27 protein-coding genes and 1 riboswitch are annotated in these 23326 nt (G+C 49.8%); of the genes, 13 read left to right on the top strand and 14 right to left on the bottom strand.

The window, feature by feature from the left end; genetic code table 11:
- Positions 1–55 precede the first annotated feature (55 nt).
- Positions 56–427: a YojF family protein gene (locus KNO87_RS10685; protein ID WP_214695888.1), complete on the top strand. Its 372-nt coding sequence runs from the start codon at positions 56–58 to the stop codon at positions 425–427.
- Positions 424–1074, top strand: a complete 651-nt coding sequence (gene bshB2 / locus KNO87_RS10680) for a bacillithiol biosynthesis deacetylase BshB2 (RefSeq protein ID WP_214790319.1) — start codon at positions 424–426, stop codon at positions 1072–1074. Before KNO87_RS10685 ends, bshB2 begins: the two co-directional genes overlap by 4 nt.
- A gap of 162 nt (positions 1075–1236) precedes the next feature.
- Here the strand turns inward: bshB2 and KNO87_RS10675 are convergent, their stop codons facing one another.
- From KNO87_RS10675 to nhaC, 5 genes are all read right to left on the bottom strand, one after another.
- Positions 1237–2070 (bottom strand): undecaprenyl-diphosphate phosphatase, encoded by an 834-nt coding sequence (locus KNO87_RS10675; protein ID WP_214796087.1) that lies wholly within the window; start codon positions 2068–2070, stop codon positions 1237–1239.
- 114 nt (positions 2071–2184) lie between these two features.
- A complete protein-coding gene (locus KNO87_RS10670) occupies positions 2185–3255 on the bottom strand; it encodes an MFS transporter (RefSeq protein WP_214796085.1) in 1071 nt (356 codons plus the stop codon).
- Between the two features lie 165 nt (positions 3256–3420).
- Positions 3421–3933, bottom strand: coding sequence for a type 1 glutamine amidotransferase domain-containing protein (locus tag KNO87_RS10665; protein ID WP_214796083.1), 513 nt, complete (start codon positions 3931–3933; stop codon positions 3421–3423).
- An 82-nt stretch (positions 3934–4015) separates the two neighbouring features.
- Positions 4016–4600: a DNA-3-methyladenine glycosylase gene (locus KNO87_RS10660; protein ID WP_214796081.1), complete on the bottom strand. Its 585-nt coding sequence runs from the start codon at positions 4598–4600 to the stop codon at positions 4016–4018.
- 84 nt (positions 4601–4684) lie between these two features.
- Positions 4685–6061: a Na+/H+ antiporter NhaC gene (nhaC, locus tag KNO87_RS10655; RefSeq protein ID WP_214796079.1), complete on the bottom strand. Its 1377-nt coding sequence runs from the start codon at positions 6059–6061 to the stop codon at positions 4685–4687.
- Between the two features lie 217 nt (positions 6062–6278).
- On the opposite strand from nhaC, the gene queC reads away from it, so the two are divergent.
- From queC to queF, 4 genes are read left to right on the top strand one after another with little or no spacing between them, the layout of a single operon-like run.
- The gene (gene queC, locus KNO87_RS10650; protein WP_214796077.1) at positions 6279–6923 is read left to right on the top strand and encodes a 7-cyano-7-deazaguanine synthase QueC; all 645 of its coding nucleotides are present in this window, start codon (positions 6279–6281) and stop codon (positions 6921–6923) included.
- On the top strand, positions 6920–7378 hold the full coding sequence (queD, locus tag KNO87_RS10645; protein ID WP_015880475.1) for a 6-carboxytetrahydropterin synthase QueD: 459 nt from the start codon (positions 6920–6922) through the stop codon (positions 7376–7378). The genes queC and queD overlap by 4 nt, the downstream gene beginning before the upstream one ends.
- A complete protein-coding gene (queE, locus tag KNO87_RS10640; protein ID WP_214796075.1) occupies positions 7360–8070 on the top strand; it encodes a 7-carboxy-7-deazaguanine synthase QueE in 711 nt (236 codons plus the stop codon). The genes queD and queE overlap by 19 nt, the downstream gene beginning before the upstream one ends.
- An 11-nt stretch (positions 8071–8081) precedes the next feature.
- Positions 8082–8570 carry a preQ(1) synthase gene (gene queF / locus KNO87_RS10635; RefSeq protein WP_015880473.1) on the top strand — a complete coding sequence of 163 codons (489 nt, stop codon included), beginning with the start codon at positions 8082–8084 and terminating at the stop codon, positions 8568–8570.
- Between the two features lie 30 nt (positions 8571–8600).
- On the opposite strand, the gene KNO87_RS10630 is transcribed toward queF, so the two are convergent.
- Positions 8601–9257 (bottom strand): TVP38/TMEM64 family protein, encoded by a 657-nt coding sequence (locus KNO87_RS10630; RefSeq protein ID WP_214796073.1) that lies wholly within the window; start codon positions 9255–9257, stop codon positions 8601–8603.
- A gap of 111 nt (positions 9258–9368) precedes the next feature.
- On the opposite strand from KNO87_RS10630, the gene KNO87_RS10625 reads away from it, so the two are divergent.
- Positions 9369–9866 carry a hypothetical protein gene (locus KNO87_RS10625; protein ID WP_214796071.1) on the top strand — a complete coding sequence of 166 codons (498 nt, stop codon included), beginning with the start codon at positions 9369–9371 and terminating at the stop codon, positions 9864–9866.
- A 26-nt stretch (positions 9867–9892) separates the two neighbouring features.
- On the opposite strand, the gene KNO87_RS10620 is transcribed toward KNO87_RS10625, so the two are convergent.
- The 3 genes from KNO87_RS10620 to KNO87_RS10610 all read right to left on the bottom strand — a co-directional run bounded on the left by KNO87_RS10620 (position 9893) and on the right by KNO87_RS10610 (position 11753).
- Positions 9893–10384: a hypothetical protein gene (locus tag KNO87_RS10620; RefSeq protein WP_214796069.1), complete on the bottom strand. Its 492-nt coding sequence runs from the start codon at positions 10382–10384 to the stop codon at positions 9893–9895.
- An 87-nt stretch (positions 10385–10471) separates the two neighbouring features.
- Positions 10472–10930 carry a GNAT family N-acetyltransferase gene (locus KNO87_RS10615; protein ID WP_353047464.1) on the bottom strand — a complete coding sequence of 153 codons (459 nt, stop codon included), beginning with the start codon at positions 10928–10930 and terminating at the stop codon, positions 10472–10474.
- Between the two features lie 58 nt (positions 10931–10988).
- Positions 10989–11753, bottom strand: a complete 765-nt coding sequence (locus tag KNO87_RS10610) for a TrmH family RNA methyltransferase (protein ID WP_214796065.1) — start codon at positions 11751–11753, stop codon at positions 10989–10991.
- 222 nt (positions 11754–11975) lie between these two features.
- On the opposite strand from KNO87_RS10610, the gene KNO87_RS10605 reads away from it, so the two are divergent.
- The 3 genes from KNO87_RS10605 (at position 11976) to KNO87_RS10595 (ending at position 15744) form a co-directional block, all read left to right on the top strand.
- Positions 11976–13604, top strand: coding sequence for a PTS transporter subunit IIBC (locus tag KNO87_RS10605; protein ID WP_214796063.1), 1629 nt, complete (start codon positions 11976–11978; stop codon positions 13602–13604).
- Positions 13605–13656: 52 nt separating this feature from the next.
- A complete protein-coding gene (locus KNO87_RS10600; protein WP_214796061.1) occupies positions 13657–14448 on the top strand; it encodes an endonuclease/exonuclease/phosphatase family protein in 792 nt (263 codons plus the stop codon).
- 117 nt (positions 14449–14565) lie between these two features.
- On the top strand, positions 14566–15744 hold the full coding sequence (locus KNO87_RS10595; protein WP_214796059.1) for an MFS transporter: 1179 nt from the start codon (positions 14566–14568) through the stop codon (positions 15742–15744).
- Between the two features lie 34 nt (positions 15745–15778).
- Here KNO87_RS10595 and KNO87_RS10590 read toward each other — a convergent pair whose 3' ends face one another.
- Positions 15779–16483, bottom strand: coding sequence for an alpha/beta hydrolase (locus KNO87_RS10590; RefSeq protein WP_214796057.1), 705 nt, complete (start codon positions 16481–16483; stop codon positions 15779–15781).
- A gap of 73 nt (positions 16484–16556) precedes the next feature.
- Here KNO87_RS10590 and KNO87_RS10585 point away from each other — a divergent pair, with 73 nt between their 5' ends.
- Positions 16557–17822, top strand: a complete 1266-nt coding sequence (locus KNO87_RS10585) for a purine/pyrimidine permease (protein ID WP_214790290.1) — start codon at positions 16557–16559, stop codon at positions 17820–17822.
- Between the two features lie 21 nt (positions 17823–17843).
- Here KNO87_RS10585 and KNO87_RS10580 read toward each other — a convergent pair whose 3' ends face one another.
- The 4 genes from KNO87_RS10580 to KNO87_RS10565 are packed head-to-tail and all read right to left on the bottom strand — an operon-like array spanning position 17844 to position 20797.
- A complete protein-coding gene (locus KNO87_RS10580) occupies positions 17844–18236 on the bottom strand; it encodes an RDD family protein (protein WP_214796055.1) in 393 nt (130 codons plus the stop codon).
- Complete coding sequence (locus KNO87_RS10575) at positions 18233–18880, bottom strand: NAD(P)H-binding protein (RefSeq protein ID WP_214790286.1); 648 nt, start codon at positions 18878–18880, stop codon at positions 18233–18235. Before KNO87_RS10575 ends, KNO87_RS10580 begins: the two co-directional genes overlap by 4 nt.
- A gap of 34 nt (positions 18881–18914) precedes the next feature.
- Entirely contained in the window at positions 18915–20219 is a 1305-nt protein-coding gene (locus KNO87_RS10570; RefSeq protein ID WP_214796053.1) for a nucleobase:cation symporter-2 family protein, read from the bottom strand.
- Positions 20216–20797, bottom strand: a complete 582-nt coding sequence (locus KNO87_RS10565; protein WP_214796051.1) for a xanthine phosphoribosyltransferase — start codon at positions 20795–20797, stop codon at positions 20216–20218. The genes KNO87_RS10570 and KNO87_RS10565 overlap by 4 nt, the downstream gene beginning before the upstream one ends.
- A gap of 76 nt (positions 20798–20873) precedes the next feature.
- Positions 20874–20975, bottom strand: a riboswitch (purine riboswitch).
- Positions 20976–21101: 126 nt separating this feature from the next.
- On the opposite strand from KNO87_RS10565, the gene KNO87_RS10560 reads away from it, so the two are divergent.
- Entirely contained in the window at positions 21102–21710 is a 609-nt protein-coding gene (locus KNO87_RS10560) for an NAD(P)-dependent oxidoreductase (RefSeq protein ID WP_214796049.1), read from the top strand.
- 60 nt (positions 21711–21770) lie between these two features.
- A complete protein-coding gene (locus KNO87_RS10555) occupies positions 21771–23324 on the top strand; it encodes an ABC-F family ATP-binding cassette domain-containing protein (protein WP_074034179.1) in 1554 nt (517 codons plus the stop codon).
- Positions 23325–23326 lie beyond the last annotated feature (2 nt).

The following is a 23326-nucleotide window of genomic DNA, read 5'->3' as shown; positions in this document are numbered from 1 at the left end:
AAAGATGACCCGGGGCGCTTAGTTTCGGGTCATCCTTTCCATTGGAGGGACAGACGTGAAGGCGATTCAACCTGATCACATTCAGCAATATTTAGACAATCACGTCGCAACACCACTTTTCGTTCATGTTGAGACGACGAACGGTGCCTATGCGACACATAACGACCCGGATTTTCATAACGCCGGGATGTTTATCCGTAATGCCAAAATCGAATATAGCATCGGCCAAATCAAAGGAAACGGACCTTACCGTGTCGGCTTAAAACTTGATCACGGTTGGCTCTATGTAGAAGGATTGACCGACTACGAGGTGCATGGCGAACAGTTATTACTCGCTGGTCACGATCGACTCGGTCGACTGGCGTGTGCGCTGCATATCGATATCAAACCGCTCCCTCAAGGAGCATCGGAGGTGGAGAATCAATGAATGGACCACTACTCGTCATTTTCCCACATCCGGACGATGAGGCGTTTAGCTCAGCCGGAACAATCATTCAACACCGTCAAAAAGGACTCCCGGTCACGTATGTCTGTTTGACACTCGGTGAGATGGGCCGCAACATGGGTTCCCCAATCTTTACGACGCGTGAAGAACTACCAAAAATTCGCAAGCATGAATTAGAAGAAGCTTGTCGCATGATGGGCATCGAAGACTTACGCATGTGGGGACTTCGCGATAAAACAGTCGAATTTGAGGACGAAGCCGAGCTCGCCGGCCGCTTCCGCGCATTGATTGACGAAGTAAAGCCGGAAACGGTCATCTCGTTCTATCCGGGATATGCCGTTCACCCGGACCATGAAGCAACTGCTCGTGCCGTCGTACGAGCGCTTCAAGAGATGGGAGAGTCACGTCCTGCGTTTTTAGGTGTCGCCTTCGATCGCCGGACAGAAGAAGAACTTGGACAACCTCATGTCATCGTCGATGTAACGGAAGAAAGTGAACAGAAAAAAGATGCTCTATTCGCCCACCGTTCTCAGACAGAAGGATTGCTTCGTGCGATCGATAACGCAGAAAACGCCCACGTCATGGAGTTACTCCAACGTGAGCGCTTCTATCATTATCCATTCTCATGATTCATAGGCTAGGCGGGTCATGTAAAGCAAGGCCCCAACAGTCCCAAGACCGATTAACGTTCCGAATACTACAACGATTTGTCCCATAATGTCACCTCTTCTTCAATTTACGGACGTTCTAAATATTTGGTTTCAAACACGTGCGCTTTGCACGTGTTTTTTTTAGAAATATAAAACGTAAATGACGATGGCCAATACGATCCGATAGACCGCGAACGGCATCAATTTCACTTTGTTGATCAGCTTCAAAAAGAATTTGATGGAGAGGAGTGCGAAGAGAAACGCACTCATAAAGCCGACGACAAACACCGGTAACGTCTCGATCGTGAAGTACGTCCACTTGCTATAAAGCGATAACGCACTCGCTCCGAACATGATCGGTACCGCCATGATGAACGTAAAATCCGCCGCTGCCCGATGACTCATCCCAAGGAGGACGCCACCTGAAATCGTAGAACCCGACCTTGAGAATCCTGGCCATAGCGAGAAACATTGAATTAGTCCGACGCCGAGCGCTTGCTTATACGTAATGTCATCGAGCGTGGCGGTCGTTTGTCGTTTTACGCCTGATAAATCTGCCGCAATCATAAAGAAAGCTCCAATCACTAAACCGATCAATACCGTCTTGACCGAGAAGAGGTGTGTATCGATGTAATCTTCGAACATGACACCGAGTAGACCCGCGGGTAGTAACCCGATCAAAATATGTATCAGATTGAATTGTCGCGTTGCCCCGCTCTGTCTGAGTGTGAGTAACGACTTCGGATTCAGTAACGATTTGAACCGTTCTCGAAAGACGACAACGACCGCTAAAATCGAGCCTAATTGAATGACGATTTTAAACGTGTTCGCTACTTCCTGACCTAAAAACTGACTCGAGTTCAACCAGAGCCCGTCCACGAGAATCATATGCCCCGTCGACGAGACCGGAGCAAATTCTGTCAGTCCCTCAACGACACCCAACAAAAAACCTACGAATAACTCATACCATTCCACAATGTTTCTCCTATATTTCTTCTAGATTGTTCTCATCATACACTTCTCATCATCATCTTTCGTCCGTCTTAAGACGTAAAAACAGGCATGGCTTATGGCCCATGCCTGTAGTGATTACGGGTGAGTCGCATGAACGATCCAAACAACGACCCCAATGATTGAAAACGCCAAAAATAGCGACCCTGTCGTCCCTATGATAAAGACAATCCCAAATAAGAGGATACCGAGATGCCATAACATCGACACGGATGATTCTGTCGTCGCTCGAATGGATGAAGGGACCTGATGGTGCAACAGACCGTAATAGAGTGGCTCCATCGTCCCATAGAGAAGAGCCAACAGCCCCATCACACCAATCCCGATTGGATTCGGGAATAGTCCGATGACAAGAAACCCACCACCCATCATCCAACCGAATCGTTTCAACCAACGTTCTGATGGTGCAAAACGTGCGATGGTTCCGGCGAACAGTTGCCCAGGCAACTGAATCAAGAGTAATCCGCTTGAAATGACACCGAACCAATAAATCGGAACGGACACATCGCGTGCGTATAGCTGCCAAAACTCATCGATAAAGTTGAAGGCGGATACCGCCGCCAAAAAGCTGATTGTGACATGCCGAAGTGACTTGTTCGACCAAACGAATTGAAACCCTCTGAACAAATGCCGCCACGTCAAACGCTCTTCCATCTCTCGTTGCGTCGGTTCGACGAGAAATTGGCTACAGACGGTCGCAATCAATAGACTCACGATGGAGAGCTTGTAGTTCCAGTCCAAAGGAAGGTACTGAGCCAACATACTTCCGCTCAATGCCGCTGTAACAGCAGACAAGATCCCAATCGCGTTCAACCTCCCAAGTACCCGTTCGAATGACGAAGCGTCATGACTTTCCTGTAACGATTCATACAGCAAGGCATTTTCTGCCCCACTTCGAATGACTGACCCGACGGCTGAACAACTGATGGCGACAAAGAAACCGGTGAACGTGAACGAATACAAGATGACGACAAACGACAGCCACTCTAACCCGACACCGATTTGGACGAGTCGACGCCGTGCCGTATGGTCCGCCCATACGCCAGTCGGTACTTCGAGCAGTACGATGATGAGCGCATACACCATCTCTAAATAGACGACTTCCTGAATGGAGATTCCTCGTGATTCCCAAAATAGCCGTTCAATCACGTAAGCAGGAATCAACCCTTCAAACCAACGAATCCACCCTAATCGGACAACGTTTCGACGAACTTAACTTGGAGAACGTGCTCGTTTTCGCATTTGAATCTCCTCCTTACCTTTCTATTCCCGAAAACACAAAAAAACCACGAGATTCATCCCGTGGTTGACGTGTTATTTCAATAAGTTGAGAATCTCGCGATTGAACGCCGGAATATCATCCGGTTGACGGCTCGTCACGAGCTGGTTCTGACAGACGACGACTTCTTTGTCCGCATATTTGGCCCCAGCATACTCCATGTCGACTTTAATCGATTTGTAGCCGGTCGCGTCACGACCTTCTAGCGCCTTCGCCGTAATCAACAACTGTGGTCCGTGACAGATGGCAAACACAGGTTTCTTCGCGTCCATGAACGCTTTCGCGAACGAGACGAAACGCTCGTCTTCTCGCAATAAGTCAGGTGAGAACCCACCCGGTAAGAGAAGGGCATCGAAATCTTCTGGCGATACGTCATCAATCGATTGATCGATGTTCACTTTCGCCTCGCCTTGCTTCCCTTCTACCGTGTTGCCTGCTTTCTTCTCGATTGTCACGACGTCATGCCCCGCATCCACCAATGCGTCACGAGGTCCCGTGAATTCTACATCTTCAAACATATCTGTAATGAGCGTTGCTACTTTTGCCATTTCAAAAACACTCCCTCTGTTTGTTTTATGCACATAGGGACTGTTCCACTGGCATGAATCACTTAAACATCACTGCATGCATTCAACGGAACTTCGAGACGTACGGATTGTCGCGTTCATAAAAACGATACGGGTAGTCACGCGCCTCGCCTGTATTCGGAATGCCGATGCGAGGACCCGCCTCGACAACGATTTCTGTCTCACCTTCAGCGATATAGAGCGGGTCTTGTTGGAACGAATGTCCGTATAAATCCATCGTGATTCCTAACGCTTTCGTCAACTTACCAGGTCCGTTCGTCTGGTCATATCGCTTCACCCCAGGACGATTCGCCGTAATGGAAGTCTGCCCTTGAATCGGCTCGACGGCTCGAATCAAGACGGCTTCCGGTGTGCCCACCGGACCACTGACAACGTTCAGGAGCGTGTGTGTATGCATTTGATACGTGTACACATGCCCGGGTTTTCCGAACATGACTTCTGTCCGCTTCGTTCGACGTCCTCCGAAACTATGTGCCGCTCGGTCGATGGCACCGAGATAAGCCTCTGTCTCGACAATCTTCGCGATGATATCACCTTCCGGATGTCGCCTCACCAAATATTGTCCGAGCAAGGCACGTGCCAAATCGAGTGTCGGTTGTTCATAAAATGCCAAATCGAGTCGCTTCATGGTTCCACCTCCATTTTTCCTATTTTCTCAAAAGTCATATGGTGCATACAAAAAAGATGCCCCGCATAGCAGGACACCTTGACATTATGATGCGATTTTAAGTGATTCACGTTGCTTCCCCAATCGGACGTATCCCAAGATGACCGAGAAGACTGGACTGAGCCAGAGGAAGAACGCAAATGGTGCGTACTCCAATACAGGTACACCGAGTGTCGCTGCGAAGAATGCACCGGAGACACCCCATGGAATGAGCGGGTTGATTACAGTCCCGCCATCCTCAAGTGCCCGTGACAAGTAGCGTGGGTCAATCCCACGATCGATAAAGCCTTGTTTGAACGCCTGACCTGGCAAGAGAATCGACAAGTACTGTTCTCCTGCGAGCAAATTGACACCGATTGAGCTGAGGACGACCGAGAGAACCGAGCTTCCTGGTGATTTCAAACGCTCGAGCAACGATTCAACGATTGCTTGGAACACACCGAGTTGACGTAACAAGCCACCGAATGCGAGGGCGATCAAGACGAGACTGACCGACCAGAGCATCGACTCAAGACCACCACGATCGAGCACCGTCGCAATTGTCTCATTCTCTACACCTGACTTGAATCCAGACTGCATGACACCGAGCCAGTTCGAGATGCTCCAGTTGCCCTGAACGAAACCAGCCGTCAACACACCGGCAAACATTCCGACGAGCATCGTCGGCAAGACCGGCATCCGGCGGAACGCGAGCACTGCGACAAGGACAGGAGCGATCAATGTGAGCCACGAGAGGTCGAAACGTCCACTTAATGCGGCTTGCGCCTCTGCGATTTGTGTCGTGTCAGCACTTTGACCGCTTCGGCCGAGGAACGTGAATAAAATCAGTGTGATGATGAACGCTGGAATCGTTGTCCCCATCATGAAGCGAATGTGATCGAACAATTTGACGCCCGCCACTGCTGGCGCAAAGTTTGTCGTGTCCGACAATGGGCTCATCTTGTCTCCGAAGAGGGCCCCCGAGACGATGGCACCTGCAGCGAGCGCTGGCGAGATTCCTAGTGCCGTCCCGATTCCGAACAAGGCGACACCGACCGTTCCGACTGTTGTAAACGCACTTCCTGTGAATGTCGATACGATCATCGTAATCAATAAGACACTCGGTAAGAACCATTCAGCGGAAATTGTATTTAAACCGATAGAGAGGATCGTCGCGACCGTCCCGGACATTTGCCATACTCCGATGAGCATCCCGATCAACAACAAAATCAACACCGGCATGATGGCTTCACGAATCCCGTTGATCATCGCCGTTTCAATCTGTTTGAAGTCGCGTGAACGATAATACGCGTATCCACCTACCATTACCATTGTGCCAAAAATCGCCATATGTGGCGTCGCTTTGGCCAAAAACATCAGTGCGAGCAAGGTGATCCCGCTCATCAACACGACGAATACAGCTTCTTTTCCTTTCATCTGCATCGACGTCCCCTCCTTTCGTTATATCCTGATTATTTATTATTTCGCCTAACCGCTTAAACGCTTTTATGCACAAAAGCATGTCAGTGATGTTTTTTACTATACTCGCTTCCTTTCTCCCTGTCAAACGCCTTTTTATGATAAATTATATGCTTGAGGGTGACCTCCGGAGTTCGTAACCTCCTCCGACATCAAAACTAGCGAAAAGGAAGTGTGCTTCATGCAACACGAAAAAGCATTGGTCGTCTTTAGTGGTGGCCAAGATTCAACGACTTGTCTATTTTGGGCAAAACAACAATTCTCCCATGTGGAGGCGGTGACGTTCGCATATGGTCAACGCCATGATGCGGAAATCGAAGTCGCAAAAGAAATCGCGGCAGAACTCGATGTCCCACACCACATCCTCGACTTGTCCCTACTCGGACAACTCACATCAAACGCGCTCACGAGACACGATCTCGACATCGACAATGCGGACGTCCCAAATACGTTCGTCGATGGACGCAACCATCTCTTTTTATCATTTGCGGCCGTCATGGCCAAACAATTCGGTATGCATCACATCGTGACCGGTGTATGTGAAACGGACTTTTCAGGTTACCCGGATTGCCGAGACCAATTCATTAAATCACTCAACGTGACACTCAACTTAGCGATGGACTATCCATTTGTCATCGACACACCGCTCATGTGGCTCGATAAAAAAGAGACGTGGGCACTCGCCGACGAGCTCGGTGCATTTGACTACGTCAAAGAACGCACGCTCACTTGCTACAACGGTGTCATCGGTTCAGGCTGTGGTGAATGTCCAGCGTGTAAGCTTCGCCAAAACGGACTCACAGCTTATGAGGAGGTGCGCGTATGAAACATGCTCCGTTCCTCGCCCCAACCAGTGTCGAATCGAAACAAGAAGGGTCGCTCATCTATTGCCCGCATCGCGTTCAAATCGTCAAAGAAGTGACGTTCGATGCGGCGCACCATCTTTTTGATTATGACGGCAAATGTCGTGCCCTCCATGGTCATACGTATAAGCTCCAGATGGGTGTCAGCGGCTTTCTCGACAATCGCGGCATGACACTCGACTTTGGTGACTTGAAAAAGATTTTCAAAGAAGAGCTTGAGCCATATCTCGATCATCGCTATTTGAACGAGTCACTCCCTTATATGAATACGACTGCAGAAAACATGTGCTATTGGATTTTTGAACAGCTGGCGACGCATTTACCGAATGAACGAGACGTCCGTGTCGAGTTCGTGCGTCTATACGAAACGCCGACGTCGTACGCAGAGTTCCGCCGTGAATGGTTGGTGGAATCGTGAAAATCCCAGTTTTAGAAGTGTTCGGACCGACCTTCCAAGGAGAAGGACGTGCCATCGGGCAGAAGACGATGTTCGTCCGGACCGCTGGTTGCGATTATCGCTGTTCGTGGTGCGATTCCGCCTTCACATGGGACGGTTCAGAAAAACCGGACATGTTGACGGCCGACGAGGTGATTGCACGCCTTGACACACTTGGCATGTACGATTACGTCACTATTTCCGGTGGTAACCCGCTCCTGATTGCGGCCATGGAAGACCTCGTCGTGAAGTTGAAAGAACGTGGCGTCACACTCGCCGTCGAGACACAGGGCAGTCGTTATCAGGACTGGCTTACACAAATCGACGACGTGACCCTCAGTCCGAAACCCCCATCATCCGGTATGAAGACGAATTGGGAACAACTGGACGACATCGTCAATCGATTGCGCCCGGAACAGACGACATTTAAAGTCGCCGTCTTTGACGAAGTAGATCTCGCCTATGCGAAAGACGTGCAGCAACGCTATTCACCGGACGTCATGTATTTGTCTGCCGGTAACCCGGAGCCCGGGGCTGATGGAGACATCACCGATGCCCAGCTCCGTCGTTTAAAACAACTATGGGAAGACGTCGCACGCGACCCATCGTGGCAAAGCGTCCGCGTCCTGCCACAACTACACACATTACTGTACGCCAACGAACGTGGCGTGTAAGGAGAATAATTATGAGACCAGAAGACTTACAAGACCTCTCGCTCCTCGGACAGAAGAGCGTCCCTTATATTTTTGAATACACACCAGACGTCCTCGAGGCGTTCCCGAACCGTCACCCGGAGAACGACTACTTCGTCAAATTCAACGCACCAGAATTTACGTCCCTGTGCCCGATCACGAACCAACCTGATTTTGCGACGATCTACATCTCGTATATCCCGGATGAGAAACTCGTTGAGTCGAAGTCATTGAAGTTGTATTTGTTCAGCTTCCGAAACCACGGTGACTTCCACGAGAACTGCATCAACGTCATCGGGAAAGATCTCGTGAAATTGATGGAACCGCGCTATCTTGAAGTGTGGGGGAAATTCACACCACGTGGCGGTATCTCAATCGACCCGTACTACAACTACGGAAAACCGGGTACGAAGTACGAAAAAATGGCAGAACATCGCCTGTTCAACCATGACCTGTATCCAGAGACGGTCGACAACCGTTAATCGAAAAGTAGGCGCTCCGTACGGAGTCGCCTACTTTTTTTGATAGCGATGAATCTGACGTTTAATCGGTTCACGGAACACGGTCGCGATGAGCGTCAGCACGAGCATGATTCCGAACGCCAATGCAATCAGCGTCCAATCTCCGCTCGCGATGCTGCTTCCGAGAAAATTGTTCGCGAACGCCCCAGGAATCATACCGACGACGGTCGCAAACAGATAAGCTGGTACTTTCACTTTTGCCAACCCGGAAGCATAGCTGACCAAATCGAAATTGACGAGTGGGATGAGACGTAAGATGAGTACATAAAAGAATCCGTCCTCTTCGATTTTGTGCTGAATGGCTTCATAGTTCTTCGATTCGAAGTGATGCAAGAAACGATCGCCGAAATAGATGGCCACGTAATACGCGACGAGAGCACTCAGTGTCGCCCCGATGACGGTATAGACGACACCCGGTAAGATCCCGAACGCCAAACCGCCGGCGACCGATAAGACGGACGTCGGAAACAGGATGAGCGGACGCACGGTGAACAAGAGGATGTAAATTAAAGGAGCTAACCAACCGAATCGAATGATATAGTCCCGGATATCGCCTGGACTGACATCAATCCACTGGTAAAGGAACGTCGCCGTCCCGAACAGGAGTAGGACGAGTGCAATCATCCATTGTGCTTTCCATTTCTTCATCGTCCCTCCTCCTTTCTATTTTGTTTTATTCCCGCAATCTGAGATGTCATCCATCTTTTTTCAGTCACCTTGATATGGTACGGTTAGAGAAAGCAGAAGGAGGAAATCGATATGAACCTTGCAGATGCCCTAACGTTAAAACAGTTGCTCCATGAGCAAATCGATACATTGACCGAAGAGATTGAACACGTGGCATTCATCTCGCTTCAAGCGAATGAGTCTATTCCGACGATTCAGTCCCGTTCGCTCCAAGACATCGAGATGGAACTTGAACACATCCGGTTAGACTTACGTCAACTCGACCGCTTGATTCAAGAGGCGAACGTCCGAGCCGTCGTCGAAACGCATGACGGTCCACTCCCGCTCGTAGAGGCCATCGAACTCGCCATTCAGTTGCGTGTCCAGGCGAAGCTTTATGAAAAACTGTCACTTCGTCCGAAGAAAGAATATGTGCACGGGGTTACCGTGATTAAACACGCCTTATACGATCCAGAGCTTTATCGCTTGAAGGCACGCGATATTAAAAAGCGCGCTATTCGAATCGAAAGTGCCATTCAGGCCGTACGCTATCAGACCGACATTGACTTTGATGCTTCACGATATATGTAAAAAAGCGAAGGAATCCCTTCGCTTTTTTACATATGGTCATGGTGGTTGTGGTGGATATCATGATGACTCGATGAAGAAGAACGTCGACGTGGCGGTGCTTCGTCAGCAAATTTTTCCCCATCTAAAATGCCGAGACGCTTGTATTGGCGATCAACCCGCTCTTTCGTCTCTTCGCGAACGGATCTCGACTCCATCACCAATTGATAGCACCCGAGCGCGACACGGAACGGTTCCATCCGTGTCCGTTCAATGGAGAAGGAATCAACACTCTGTAAATAGTCTGCCAATCGCTCGGCCGTGTCATCGTCTGGATCATCGGCGAGCTGCGAGGCGAATCGTTGCAAGTCTTTCAACGTGCTCGATGTTTTAGAATGATGAAAAATCGTTTTAACGAACGCAAAAATAATGAGACCGAAGATAACCATGAACACGATGGGAAACACAGCGAACACTCCGGTAAAGAATGAGTCCCCCATGGAGTCACTAAACGGATCTCCTCCAAATCCAAACACTGTCATTTCAAATTCCCCCTTTTTCTTTATGTACGTTCATTCAGTCGAATCGGTTTCACCAAAAAACCGCGATCATTCGACCGCGGCATCCATTCAACTGTTCAATTGTTTCTCCATCATGATGCGTGGCTCGCCATCTTCTGTGTAGGCGCCCATGATGTCATATCCGCAAAGGAGGTTCAAGATGATGACCCCTTTGTTCGTATTGCGCGCTTTCGTCCGAATCGAATGGAACCCTTGCGCTTCGACCCATTCGAGTTGCGTGTCCATCAGCTTGCGACCGATGCCATGCTTTTGAAAGTCTGAGTGTACCCCACCCGCCCAGCTATAAAATCGATAAGGCTCTGCCTCATAACCGATTTTAAAACCGACCAATTGCTCTTCTGAGAAAGCTAAGAGCACTAACGGGTTAGCGTGTCGATACAGGCGTTCTTTGAAACGCAACTGATCGAGATCGCCATACAGCGTGCGATACAGTCGGAAGAAATCCTCTTCAAAATCTTTAAAGTTGTTCGTCACATCTTTTACGATAAATGAACTCGTCGTACTCATCGTGCCATCCCCTTTCAGTTTCTGGACAAAGATTCCGTACGTCTGTTCTTTTCGCCGTTCATTCCGAATTTCCTGTCTCCCGTTCGAAAGCCGTGACACCTTTTTGTTTATAAAGCCCGAGCGTACGCTTCGGTAAACTCTTGACCATCCAATCTTTGAAGATGCGCGCTTGATCCTCGACAGGCAGTTCATAGCCATCCGTCACGATATGGCGTGACCGTGTCGTAACATCATATAAGGAGATCGCAGCGGCGACTGAGATGTTCAAACTTTGTACGTATCCTTGCATCGGAATGACAAAGTTTCCGTCCGCCTTGTTGAGCGCCGCCTCCGAAACGCCACTATGTTCATTCCCAAATAGAAGAACCGTCGGCTTCGACACATCCACCTCTTCGAGCGGGATTGCCTCTTCGCTTAATGCCGTCGCATACACTTGATAGCCGTCTTGTTTTAAAGCATCAATCGCTTCTTCAATCGACCCGTGTTCCACGACGTCCACCCAACGGTCGGCACTTTTTGCGATAATCGAGTTCGGTTTGAACTTCGCTCGCCCTTCGACGACGTGTAAGGTTTGTACCCCGAACGCATCGGCCGAACGCAACACGGCGGATTGGTTGTGCGGATCGTCCACACCTTCCGTCAAAATCGTGATATGGTTCGTTCGTGTATTCAACACTTCATACATCCGTTTGATACGGTCTGGCATGAGCATCTCATATAGAGGAAGATCGTCTTCCTTCAACACGCCCTTCTGTAATAACTCTTCTTTTAATTCAATCTGCTCATCCTTCGTCAAAGCAGATGTAGTCTGTCTCCAACCCATCTTTCTCGCTCCCTTCAACCTATCATATTGTAGCTAGATTCGATTCGGCTGACAAGTTCGCCTCATACATGTCGTTTCCCATCAAAAAATGAAAACAAATGAAAATAGGGAAAACGGTTGCATGAATTTATGCAATCGATTACAATCATTTATGCAAGCGATTGCACTATTGGCAAACACAAAAATAGATAAAAACTCCCTCACAGGAAGGAAGCGTATAGCATGAAACAATTGATCTCATTCGATTTCTGGCAAAAACTCGGTAAGGCCTTGATGGTCGTCATCGCCGTTATGCCAGCTGCCGGTTTAATGATTTCCATCGGTAAATTGATTGGAATGTCAGCCGGAGATGTCGGTATCTTATTAACAACAGCTCGCATTATTGAAGATTTAGGTTGGGGCATCATCGTCAACTTACATATCCTCTTCGCAGTCGCGATTGGTGGTTCGTGGGCAAAAGATCGTGCAGGCGGTGCGTTCGCAGCACTTCTCGCCTTCATCTTGATTAACCGCGTCACAGGTGCCATCTTCGGTGTCAATGGCGCTATGCTTCAAGATTCTGAAGCGACAATCGAGTCACTCTTCGGTGCAAACCTTGTCGTCGCAGACTACTTCACATCTGTACTCGGTTCACCTGCCCTCAACATGGGTGTGTTCGTCGGGATCATCGCCGGTTTCCTTGGTGGTGCACTATACAACCGTTTCTACAACTTCAACAAGTTACCGAACGCCCTCTCGTTCTTCAACGGAAAGCGCTTCGTACCATTTGTCGTCATCCTTGGCTCAGTCGTTGCTGCCATCGTTCTATCGATTGTATGGCCAACAATCCAAGGTGCGCTCAACAGCTTTGGTGAGTGGATCGCCACATCACGTAACACGGCACCAGTCCTCGCTCCGTTCATTTACGGCGCGCTCGAACGTCTCCTCTTGCCGTTCGGTTTACACCACATGCTCACGGTTCCAATGAACTACACGGAGCTCGGTGGAACATATACAATTTTAACAGGCGCGACAGCAGGATCGGTCGTTGCCGGGCAAGACCCGCTCTGGTTGGCATGGGTAACAGACCTCGTTAACTTGCGTGCTGCTGGTGATACAGCTGCATACAATGCTCTTCTCGCTGATGTCGTTCCTGCCCGCTTCAAAGTCGGTCAAGTCATCTTGTCATTCGCTGCTTTGATTGGTGCCGCGTATGCGATGTACCGTAACGTCGATGCTGAGAAGAAAGCACAATACAAGCCGATGTTCTTGTCAGCTGGACTCGCTGTCTTCTTGACAGGTGTCACGGAACCAATCGAGTTCATGTTCATGTTCGTGGCTCCAGTACTTTACGTCGTTTACGCACTCATGGCAGGTGCCGCTTTCGCATTGGCAGACATCATTGACCTACGCGTCCATGCTTTCGGTGCGATCGAACTCTTGACGCGCATCCCGATGATCGTCAAAGCGGGACTTCTTCAAGACTTGATCAACTTCGTTCTCGTCTCTGTAGCGTTCTTCTTCCTCAACTTCGGTGTGTTCAACTTCTTCATCAAGAAGATGAACTTGCCGACACCAGGACGTAACGGAAACTACATGGAAGAGACGACAGAGAAGTCATCTGTGACAGGTAACGAACAAGTCATGGGGATTATCGCACTTCTCGGTGGGGAAGAAAACATTGAAGATGTCGATGCATGTATGACTCGCCTTCGCGTGACTGTCAAAGACGTCACACTCGTCTCTGACGAACAAGAATGGAAGAAAAATGGCGCCATGGGTCTCATTGTGAAAGACCGTGGAGTCCAAGCCATCTATGGCCCGAAAGCCGACGTATTGAAATCAGACATTCAAGACGTCATCGGTGCATAATCTACTGGCCAACTCGCTCGAGAGTTGGCCTTTTTTCTAAAGGAGGACTATCGTGAATATCTTAACGCTCAATTGTCACGCCTGGTTAGAAGACCGTCAACAAGAGAAAATCGATGCCATCGTCGAACGCATTGCGAGTGAAGAGTACGATCTCATTGCGCTTCAAGAAGTCAATCAACATAAAGAGGCCCCCCTCATCTATGGGAATATCCGCGAGAACAACTTTGCACACGTCCTCGTCGAACGTCTGAAAGAGTTGGACGTTCACTACCATATGACATGGGATTTTGCCCATTACGGATATGATATCTATGAGGAAGGCGTCGCCATCCTGTCACGTAAACCGTTCCTATCAACAGAATCGTTCTTCGTATCAAAGACGACGGACCCAGACAATTACAAGTCCCGCAAGATTGTCAAAGCCGTCATCGAAGGAGCAGATGCTCCGACGACCGTCTACTCGTGTCACCTCGGGTGGTGGCATGACGAAGAAGAACCGGTGAAACATCAACTCGATGAACTGCTGCGTCGCGTCGAGCATGACGACCATGCGCTTCTACTCGGCGACTTCAATAACGATGCTTTCCTCCGAGGAGAAGGATACGATTATTTGATGGAGAACGGACTCCAAGATTTGTTCCATCTCGCAACAGAACGGGAAGGCGATGCAACGGTACAAGGAAAAATCGCCGGATGGGATGAAAACAAGAAATCGCTTCGCATCGACTTGATGCTGACGAACGCCCCAATTCACGTTTCACGCCATGCCGTCGTTTTTGACGGAGAGAACGGTCCTATCGTCTCTGACCACGCTGGTGTCGAAGCGACCGTGTTTTGGCGCTGATTCACCTTTTTCTTCCGACTTGGGAGAAAAGGGTTTTTCTTTTGGGGAAAATCTTGTAACGTGAGAGAAGACTGATGTCTAACTACTAATGAATGAACTAGAAAGAAGTGTTTGAACATGAAGACAAGCTCGCTCAGTCGAAGCGACTGGACTTTAGTTTTATCCTTATCCTTATTAACCTTCGTTCTCGGAACGAGTGAATTTGTCATTGTCGGAATTTTGCCTGACATCGCAACCGGTTTAGCCATCTCGATTGCGACGGCCGGTAGTCTCGTATCGGCATTCGCCATCAGTTTTGCCATCGGCACGCCAATTATGATGTCATTGACGAGCCATCTTCCGAAACGTAAATTGATGCTTGGTCTGACCATTTTGTTCACTGTCCTGAACTTACTGAGCAGCCTGGCACCGATATATGAGTGGCTACTCATCTTACGCATGTTGACGGCCGTCGTCACTGGCGTGTTGATCTCGCTTGCCATGCTCGTTGCCAGTGAGAGTGTCCCTCCGGCGAAGCGTGGTGTCGCGGTGTCCTTTATTTTTGGTGGGTTCACGATGGCCAACGTGTTCGGTGTTCCAATTGGGACGTTTATCGGTCAACAGGCAGGCTGGGAGTCAACGTTTTGGTTGACGACCACACTCGGTGCAGTCGCTTGGATCGCGATTTATCGTGTCTTGCCGAATCAACTGTCTCAAGAAAAAGCATCACTTCGCGAACAATTGGCATTGCTGACGAACCCTCGCATCTTGATTGCCTTCTTGATTCCGGCGTTTGGTTTCGGGGCAACGTATGTCGTGTACACGTATCTCGTACCGATTTTAAAAGATGTACTCGGCGTACCGGTCGCCTGGGTCAGTCCGATCCTATTCGCATACGGATTCATTTCAATCTTCAGTAATATCGCTGCCGGAAAGATTGCTAGTCACAATCCGATCGGACGCTTACGGTTCGTCTTTCTCGTCCAGGCGTTCGTCCTGGCCGCATTATTTGTGACGACGTCGAATGTGACGCTAGGTCTTCTTAACATCGCGCTCATGTCGTTCATGGCGATTTTATTGACGACATCGACACAGATTTATTTGATCGATTTGGCAGAGAAGTTCAATCCGAACGCCAAAGGTCTCGCCTCGTCACTTATGCCCGTGGCGAGTAACGTCGGAATTGGACTCGGTTCCGCTCTCGGTGGTGTCGTCTATGCGACGAGCCCTATCATGACGCTCGCACTTGTCGGCGGCTTGGTCGCCCTGGTCACAGCCGGGTTGACCGCAGTTAGTTATTCGCTCGACCAACGCTAAAACATGCGCACCTCGATGCAGGTGCGCACGTTTTTTATAACCATTCGAGAATCGCTGAAAGGACTTCATCTAATTGTTCTTTTGATGTGAGCGGACTTTCCTGATCTCCTTTTTGCGGACCATACATCCCGAAGTTCGCATGGTTCCCTCCTTCGATTTGCACGAATTGACTATCTTCAGGGAGGTCGCTTCGACTTGCTTCGATATCTTCTGGTACAGCTAGTCCATCCAATTCACCCGAGATCGATAATACGCGTAAGTCGCTGTCGACCATCGAACTGATCGGATACGAAGCGAGGAAAATGACACCCTCCACCAACTCTTGATGCTCAAGTGCATATCCCGATGCCGCCGAACCTCCGAGTGAATGACCGGCCACGACCCAACGTTCGATCTCCGGATGTGCTTCGATGATTGGATCGGCTGCGTCGATATCTAAAATGCCTAAGTTGAGACGAAGCGACGGAATGGCGACGAAATACCCTTCCTCAGCTAAACGTGCTCCATAATACGCATATGCCTCTTTCTCCACCTTTGCTCCTGGATAAAGAATGATGCCGATTTCACTCGTCGTATCTCCAAACTCGAGACGGTTATCAACCACTTTTCCTTCTTCCGCATACTGTGTCGCTTCATCGGTCGGTCCGTACGTGAACTGTGTCCAAATCAAAAAGCCGGCGATCGCGACGACAAGCAATCCTAATACAACCAGTCCTGTCCACTTGAAGAATTTCTTCATTATATAGCCTCCATTTGCATCCACTTCATCATAACGTTACACTAATAAGAAAAAGCATGATCAGGGGGACACCATGACCAGAAGTAATGTAACCACGACGATTCAGTGGTTTATTTTTATTTTAGCTACAAATATTGTACCACCACTCTCCATCGCCGCATTATTTGAACTGTCACCAGATGAGACGATGACCTTCATATCCCGCTCACTCTTCATCTTCGCACTCTTTAGCATCGTCCAGACGTTGCTCGGACACCGCCTCCCGATACTCGAAGGACCTGCCGGCATTTGGTGGGGCGTCTTCACCTTATACGCATCCATCGGTCCTGCCCTATACGGAAGTCAGCAAGAGACGTTGCAGGCACTCGGATTTATGTTGTTCTTGAGTGGGATCCTTGGTGTGTTGTTGACCGTCACCGGTATTTTAAGACGAATGCTTTCCCTGTTTACACCACAAGTGCTCGGCGTCTATATGATTTTACTCGTCCTCCAGTTATCTGGGGCCGTCATTAAAGGGGGCTTCGGGGTGACGGAAGACGGAATCAACATCGTCCAAGCCGTCGCAACGGCTGGTCTCGTCTTGTTCGCGCTCACCCTCGAGCAAAGTCGCTTCAAACAATACGGACTCGTCATGACGCTATTTGTTGGATTCGGTCTGTTTCATTTACTCGACCTCGGAAACCCAATCGTTCGTTCAGAATCCTTCTTCCTCGTCCCTGAACTTCTTCCGTTCGGAAACTGGGTATGGGATTGGAACTTGTTGCCGACGGCTTTCGTCATCACCTTGCTTCTCATGACGAATGTACTCGCGAACATCAAATTAATTGAACGGATTGTCAGCTCTCGTGAAAAACGAGAAATCAAAGGGAACGTTCCTGCGTCTGGTGTCGCCAGTGGAATCAGTCAAATCGTGGCCGGTCTGTTCGGTACACCGGGTCCTGTCGCCATCTCAGGGACGGCCGGTTTCCTCTCTTCGACGGAGAGCGTCCAGCGTGCGCCTCACTTGATTGCCCACACCCTCATGATGGGGTTGGCACTCATCGGTCCATTCGTCTCGTTAATCGCGAGCATTCCAGCCGCTGTCGGCTATGCGATCGTGACACCACTTATCGCGACGATGATCATCATCGGAATCAATGAGGCTGCCTTCGAATTAAAACAATCAACGGCTTCTCTCACGGTCGGGCTTCCGCTCGTGATTGGTGCCGGAGCGATGCTCTTGCCACCCGGTTCGATGAATGATTTACCGCCGCTCCTTGCGACCGTCTTTTCAAACGGACTCGTCCTCGGCACAATCGTCGCTTTGACGACGGCCATTTTAAGTAAAATCAAGGATTGAAAAAAGAACTGACCCAATCGGTCAGTTCTTTTCGCTTACATACATATGGTAACGGGCATCGTGCGGTAACACGGCGCCTTCTTCTTGTTCAAAATGCTCACGGTCTTTCCAGTACCGAACCGCTGACAACGTATCTCGATATAAGGCGCGCTGTAGCGCCTGTTTCGCCGTGACATCGGTGCCGTCGTCATTTTTCAACTCGAGTCCCATCAGTTTATAACCGATCGTTTGTCCACCTCGACGCATTTGACAGGCTTCCATCGCGTACGTCAGCAAGGTTGGTGTGACGACCGCATGCACAAACTCGCTCTTCACTTTCTTGCGCACGAATTGTTCCACACCAACGCTGACGATACCTGCAATCACACTATCGATCAGGACCGCTTTCGTTCGTTTCTTAGTCAATGAGTTCATCGGCTCATCCTCTGCATCATCCCCGACGTCAACACTTCAATCCCTTCACCTTCTTCAGACGCCATGATTAACGCACGCGCAACATGCAGCGCTTGAATCGGTGCGACTTCCGGTGCCTTTTCCACAAGCAGTGACTGGAACGGCCGACTGACGACCTCGGCCGCTTTCTCACCGAGTCGGAATGAATCACGCTCTCCAAGTAACAACGACGGACGCGCGATAATGAGATGATGGAAGTTGAAGATGCGCAATCCGTTTTCGAGCTCCCCTTTTACCCGGTTGTAAAAGAAAGACGAACGTAGCGATGCGCCTTGTGCCGATACGACCGCATAGCGTGTCGCACCGTGTGCTTTGGCGACACGAGCGACTTCAAGCGGCAACTCCAAATCAACTTGTTTGAACGCCTCTTGCGAGCCGGCGACCGCAATCGTCGTACCGAGTGCACAGTATACGTCATCGATATGTGGAAGTGCCGCATCCATCTCCTCGAAGCCGACGACCTCGTGTAACTTCGGATGACTCCAACGCTTCGAGCGACGGACGACAATCCAGACCGCCTCATAACGGTCACTTTCTAACAACTGTTCTACCAATTCGCGGCCAATCAAGCCGGTCGCGCCTACGACAAGTGCAGTTTTCCCCATTCATGACTCCTCCTAGACTACTATTTCCTTCAGTCTAGCTGACTTGCCGTTCCTCGGCAATAATCGTCATGGGACGGAAACGGTCCATCATGCGGAAGAAACCGTTCAAGAGGAGCGCTGTGAACGAACCTGCTACGATGGCGCTATCTGTGAACAATTGAAGCCATTCCGGCATGTTCGCGACGATAGCCGGGTTTGCCGTAATGCCGAGCCCGACGCCAATCGAGAGTGCGATCGTGATCAAGTTTTCATTTTTCGCAAAATCAACCTGACTGAGAATACGAATACCGGAAGCAGCGACTGTTCCGAACATGACGAGCATCGCTCCGCCTAAAACGGGTTTTGGAATCAACGTTGTGAACGTGGCCACTTTCGGGAGGAATCCGAGCAAGATGAGTAATCCGCCTGTCCAGAAGATGACGCAACGAGATTTCACACCCGACAATTGGACCACTCCAACGTTTTGACTGAACGTCGTGTATGGGAAGCTGTTGAAAATTCCTCCGAGAATCGTCGCGACGCCTTCCGCACGATACCCTTTCGTCAATTCTTTTGCACCGATTGGCTTTTTCGTGATGTCACTGAGCGCCAAGAACACACCGGTCGATTCAATCATCGAGATGATGGCGACGAGCGTCATGACGAGGATGGCGGACACATCGAATGTCGGCATCCCAAAGTAGAACGGTTGAACCATTTGGAACCAACTGGCTTCACGGACAGGACTGAAGTCCACGAGACCGAGCGAAGCGGCGATCCCCGTTCCGATGAGTACGGCAAAGAGGACAGCAGCGGCCCGTGTGAAGACGGTCCCGACACGGTTCAAGATGAGAATGAGTAAAATCGTCAAACCACCTAGTCCAAGATTTTGCATGGATGCGAATCCAGGTTCACCGGGCATCCCGCCACCGATGTCATTGATAGCGACCGGGATCAGCGAGAGACCGATGATCGTCACGACCGAACCGAGAACGACCGGTGGGAAGAAGCGCGCCAGCTTCCCGACAAATCCAGAAATGAGGATGACAATCAGTCCGCTCGCAATCAATGCGCCGTAAATGGCCGTAATTCCATTTGCGCTTCCAATCGCGATCATCGGACCGACCGCCGTGAACGTACATCCGAGGACGACCGGCAATCCGACACCCGTAAAGCGTGTCGTCCATACTTGTAAAAGCGTCGCCACCCCACACATGAATAAATCAATCGCGACGAGATAAGCGAGCTCGGTCGGGCCAAGACCGATGGCGCCTCCAACGATGAGCGGGACGATCGCTGCTCCCGTGTACATGGCAAGTAGATGTTGAAACCCTAGACTGGCCGTCTTGAACGTATTCATCGCGCGACCTCCACGAATGAGATATGGTCTTTCTCTAATTTTGCGATACGTGCCAACGATTCGACGCAATAGCCACGCTCCACAAGTTTGTCACGGCCTGGTTGGAACGATTTTTCGATGACGATGCCAACACCCGCGACCTTCGCACCTGCCGCCTCCACGAGTTGTGTCAATCCGAGTGCCGCCTCGCCATTGGCGAGGAAATCGTCGATGACGAGGACGCGTTCACCTGGTAAGACGAAGCGTTGGCTCAAGCTGATACGATTCGTTTCTTGTTTGGTAAAGGAATATACGTCTGCTTCAACGAGATCGTCTTGAAGCGTCAGCGATTTCCGTTTACGAGCGAATACGAACGGAATGCCCATTTCAAGTGCCGTCATCATCGCCGGTGCGATTCCGCTCGATTCGAGTGTGACGATTCGGTCGATGTTAGCGTCTTTAAAACGCTCCGCAAACTCTTTGCCGATAGCTTGCATGAGTACGGGATCGACTTGATGATTCAAGAAGGCGTCGACCTTCAGTACTTGGTCAGATAGCGCCCGACCCTCTTCACGGATTTTGTCTTCTAATTGCTTCATTGTTTTCCCTCCATAAAAAAATGCGATTCGTCACCCCTCATCGGGAGGCAACGAACCGCATGGAAATCAACGACAGCATACGACAAGCGCCACCCGTAGTCGAACCATTTACGGTAGTTCGGTAGAGACTTGCGGACCATATTTCCGCTGATATACGAGTGCGAATCTATTTATATAAGATAAACTTTATTGTAGACGAGCTGACGAGAATTGCAATAGGTTGGAATCAAACGGTGAAATGTTCGATTTTTCTGAAACTGCTGTATACTGTATGTATTGGATATGAGAGAGGAGCCCTGCCCTTATGAAGTTATTCGTATTAGGCGCAACCGGTCGGACCGGACATCAATTCGTCGATCAAGCCATCGAGCACGGTCATGATGTCACCGCGTTCGTACGGGAACAGAAAAAGCTGATTCGGACCCCACAACTCGAAATCATCGAAGGGGATCTATATGACATCGATGCGTTAACGGAAGCGATGCATGGTCATGATGCGGTCGTCAGTTGCCTCGGAACGGACTTGAGCGACCCAGACTTTTTAGCGAGTGTCACGGACAAACTCGTCCCAGCGATGAAGGCGAATGGCATCTCACGCGTCATCTATTTGGCTTCAGCGGGTATCGACAATGAGATTCCGGGACTTGCGGGGAAAGCCATCACGTTCATGCTCCGGAAACCGCTCCGCGATCATCGGGCAGCCGTGGACTTATGGCGCAACTCGTCATTCGATTATACGATTGTGCGACCGATGCAATTGACAGACGGTCCGCGTACTTCAACGTACCGCACGGCCATCGATGAGGTACCAGAGAACGGGAAACACATCTCACGGGCAGATGTCGCCCAGTTCATGCTTCACGCCATCGAAGAGGATGAACATATAAGAGAGTCAGTCGGACTGGCGTACTAATTTGATTGGATTCATGCTACAATATCGGGTAGTTTACTTTGAAAGGAACGAAAACGAATTATGAGTATATTAACGGTACAAAACTTAAGCCACGGCTTTGGTGACCGCGCTATTTTGAACGATGTCTCTTTCCGTCTCTTAAAAGGAGAGCACATCGGTCTCGTTGGAGCGAACGGTGAAGGAAAATCGACGTTCATGAACATCATCACACGCAAACTGCAACCGGATGAGGGAAAAATCGAATGGGCAAAAAATGTCCGTGTCGGCTACCTCGACCAACACGCGGTACTTGAGCGTGGGATGACAATTCGTGACGTCTTGAAAGGTGCTTTCCAATACTTGATCGACATGGAGACGCGCATCGGCGAACTCTACATGGAGATGGGAGATGCGACACCTGAACAGATGGAAGACATGCTCGCTGAGGTCGGTGAACTTCAAGAGACGCTCGACTCGAACGACTTTTATATCATCGATGCGAAAGTAGAGGAAGTCGCACGTGGTCTTGGTATTTTAGACGTCGGTCTCGACCGTGACGTCACAGATTTGTCAGGCGGACAGCGTACGAAAGTATTGCTCGCGAAGTTGCTTCTCGAGAAGCCAGATATCTTGCTCCTCGATGAGCCGACCAACTATTTGGATGAAGTACACATCGAGTGGTTGAAGCGCTATCTCCAAAACTATGACAATGCCTTCATCTTGATTTCACACGATATCCCATTCTTAAATAGTGTCATCAACTTGGTCTACCATATGGAGAACCAAGAGTTGAATCGCTACGTCGGAGACTATGACAAGTTCATGGAAGTATACGAGATGAAACGCTCACAGCTTGAAGCAGCTTATAAGCGTCAACAAGCCGAGATTGCCGACTTGAAAGACTTCGTCGCCCGAAACAAAGCGCGCGTCTCGACACGGAACATGGCGATGTCGCGTCAGAAGAAGCTCGATAAGATGGATGTCATCGAACTGAGCGCGGAGCGTCCGAAACCGGAATTCCGCTTCTTGCAGGCCCGTACGTCAGGACGTCTCATCTTTGATGCGAAAGGTCTCGTCATCGGTTACGACGAGCCGCTCTCACGCCCGCTCGACCTTCAAATGGAGCGCGGTCAAAAGATTGCCCTCGTCGGAGCGAACGGAATCGGGAAGACGACACTCTTGAAGAGTTTACTCGGCTTGATCAACCCACTTGAAGGAACAGTCGAACGCGGCGAGTTTCTTGAAATGGGGTACTTCGAACAAGAAGCGGCAACGAGCAACAACACGTGTATCGAAGAGATTTGGAGTGAATTCCCGTCACTCAACCAACAACAAGTACGCGCGATGCTTGCGAAGTGTGGACTCATGACGAAGCACATCGAAAGTAAGATTTCCGTCCTCAGTGGTGGGGAAAAGGCGAAAGTTCGTCTTTGCAAACTCCTCAACAACGAGACAAACCTTCTCTTACTCGATGAGCCGACGAACCACTTGGACGTCGATGCGAAGGAAGAGTTGAAGCGTGCGTTGAAAGAGTACAAGGGTAGTGTCCTCCTCATCAGTCACGAGCCAGAATTCTATGAAGATATCGTCACAGACGTCTGGAACTGTGAGTCGTGGACGACGAAAGTATTCTAATT

It is taken from the genome of Exiguobacterium sp. s34, from assembly GCF_018617435.1.
Lineage (GTDB): Bacteria > Bacillota > Bacilli > Exiguobacteriales > Exiguobacteriaceae > Exiguobacterium > Exiguobacterium aestuarii.
Note: the sequence above shows the minus strand (reverse complement) of the source record. Positions and strands in the feature narration are given on the sequence as shown.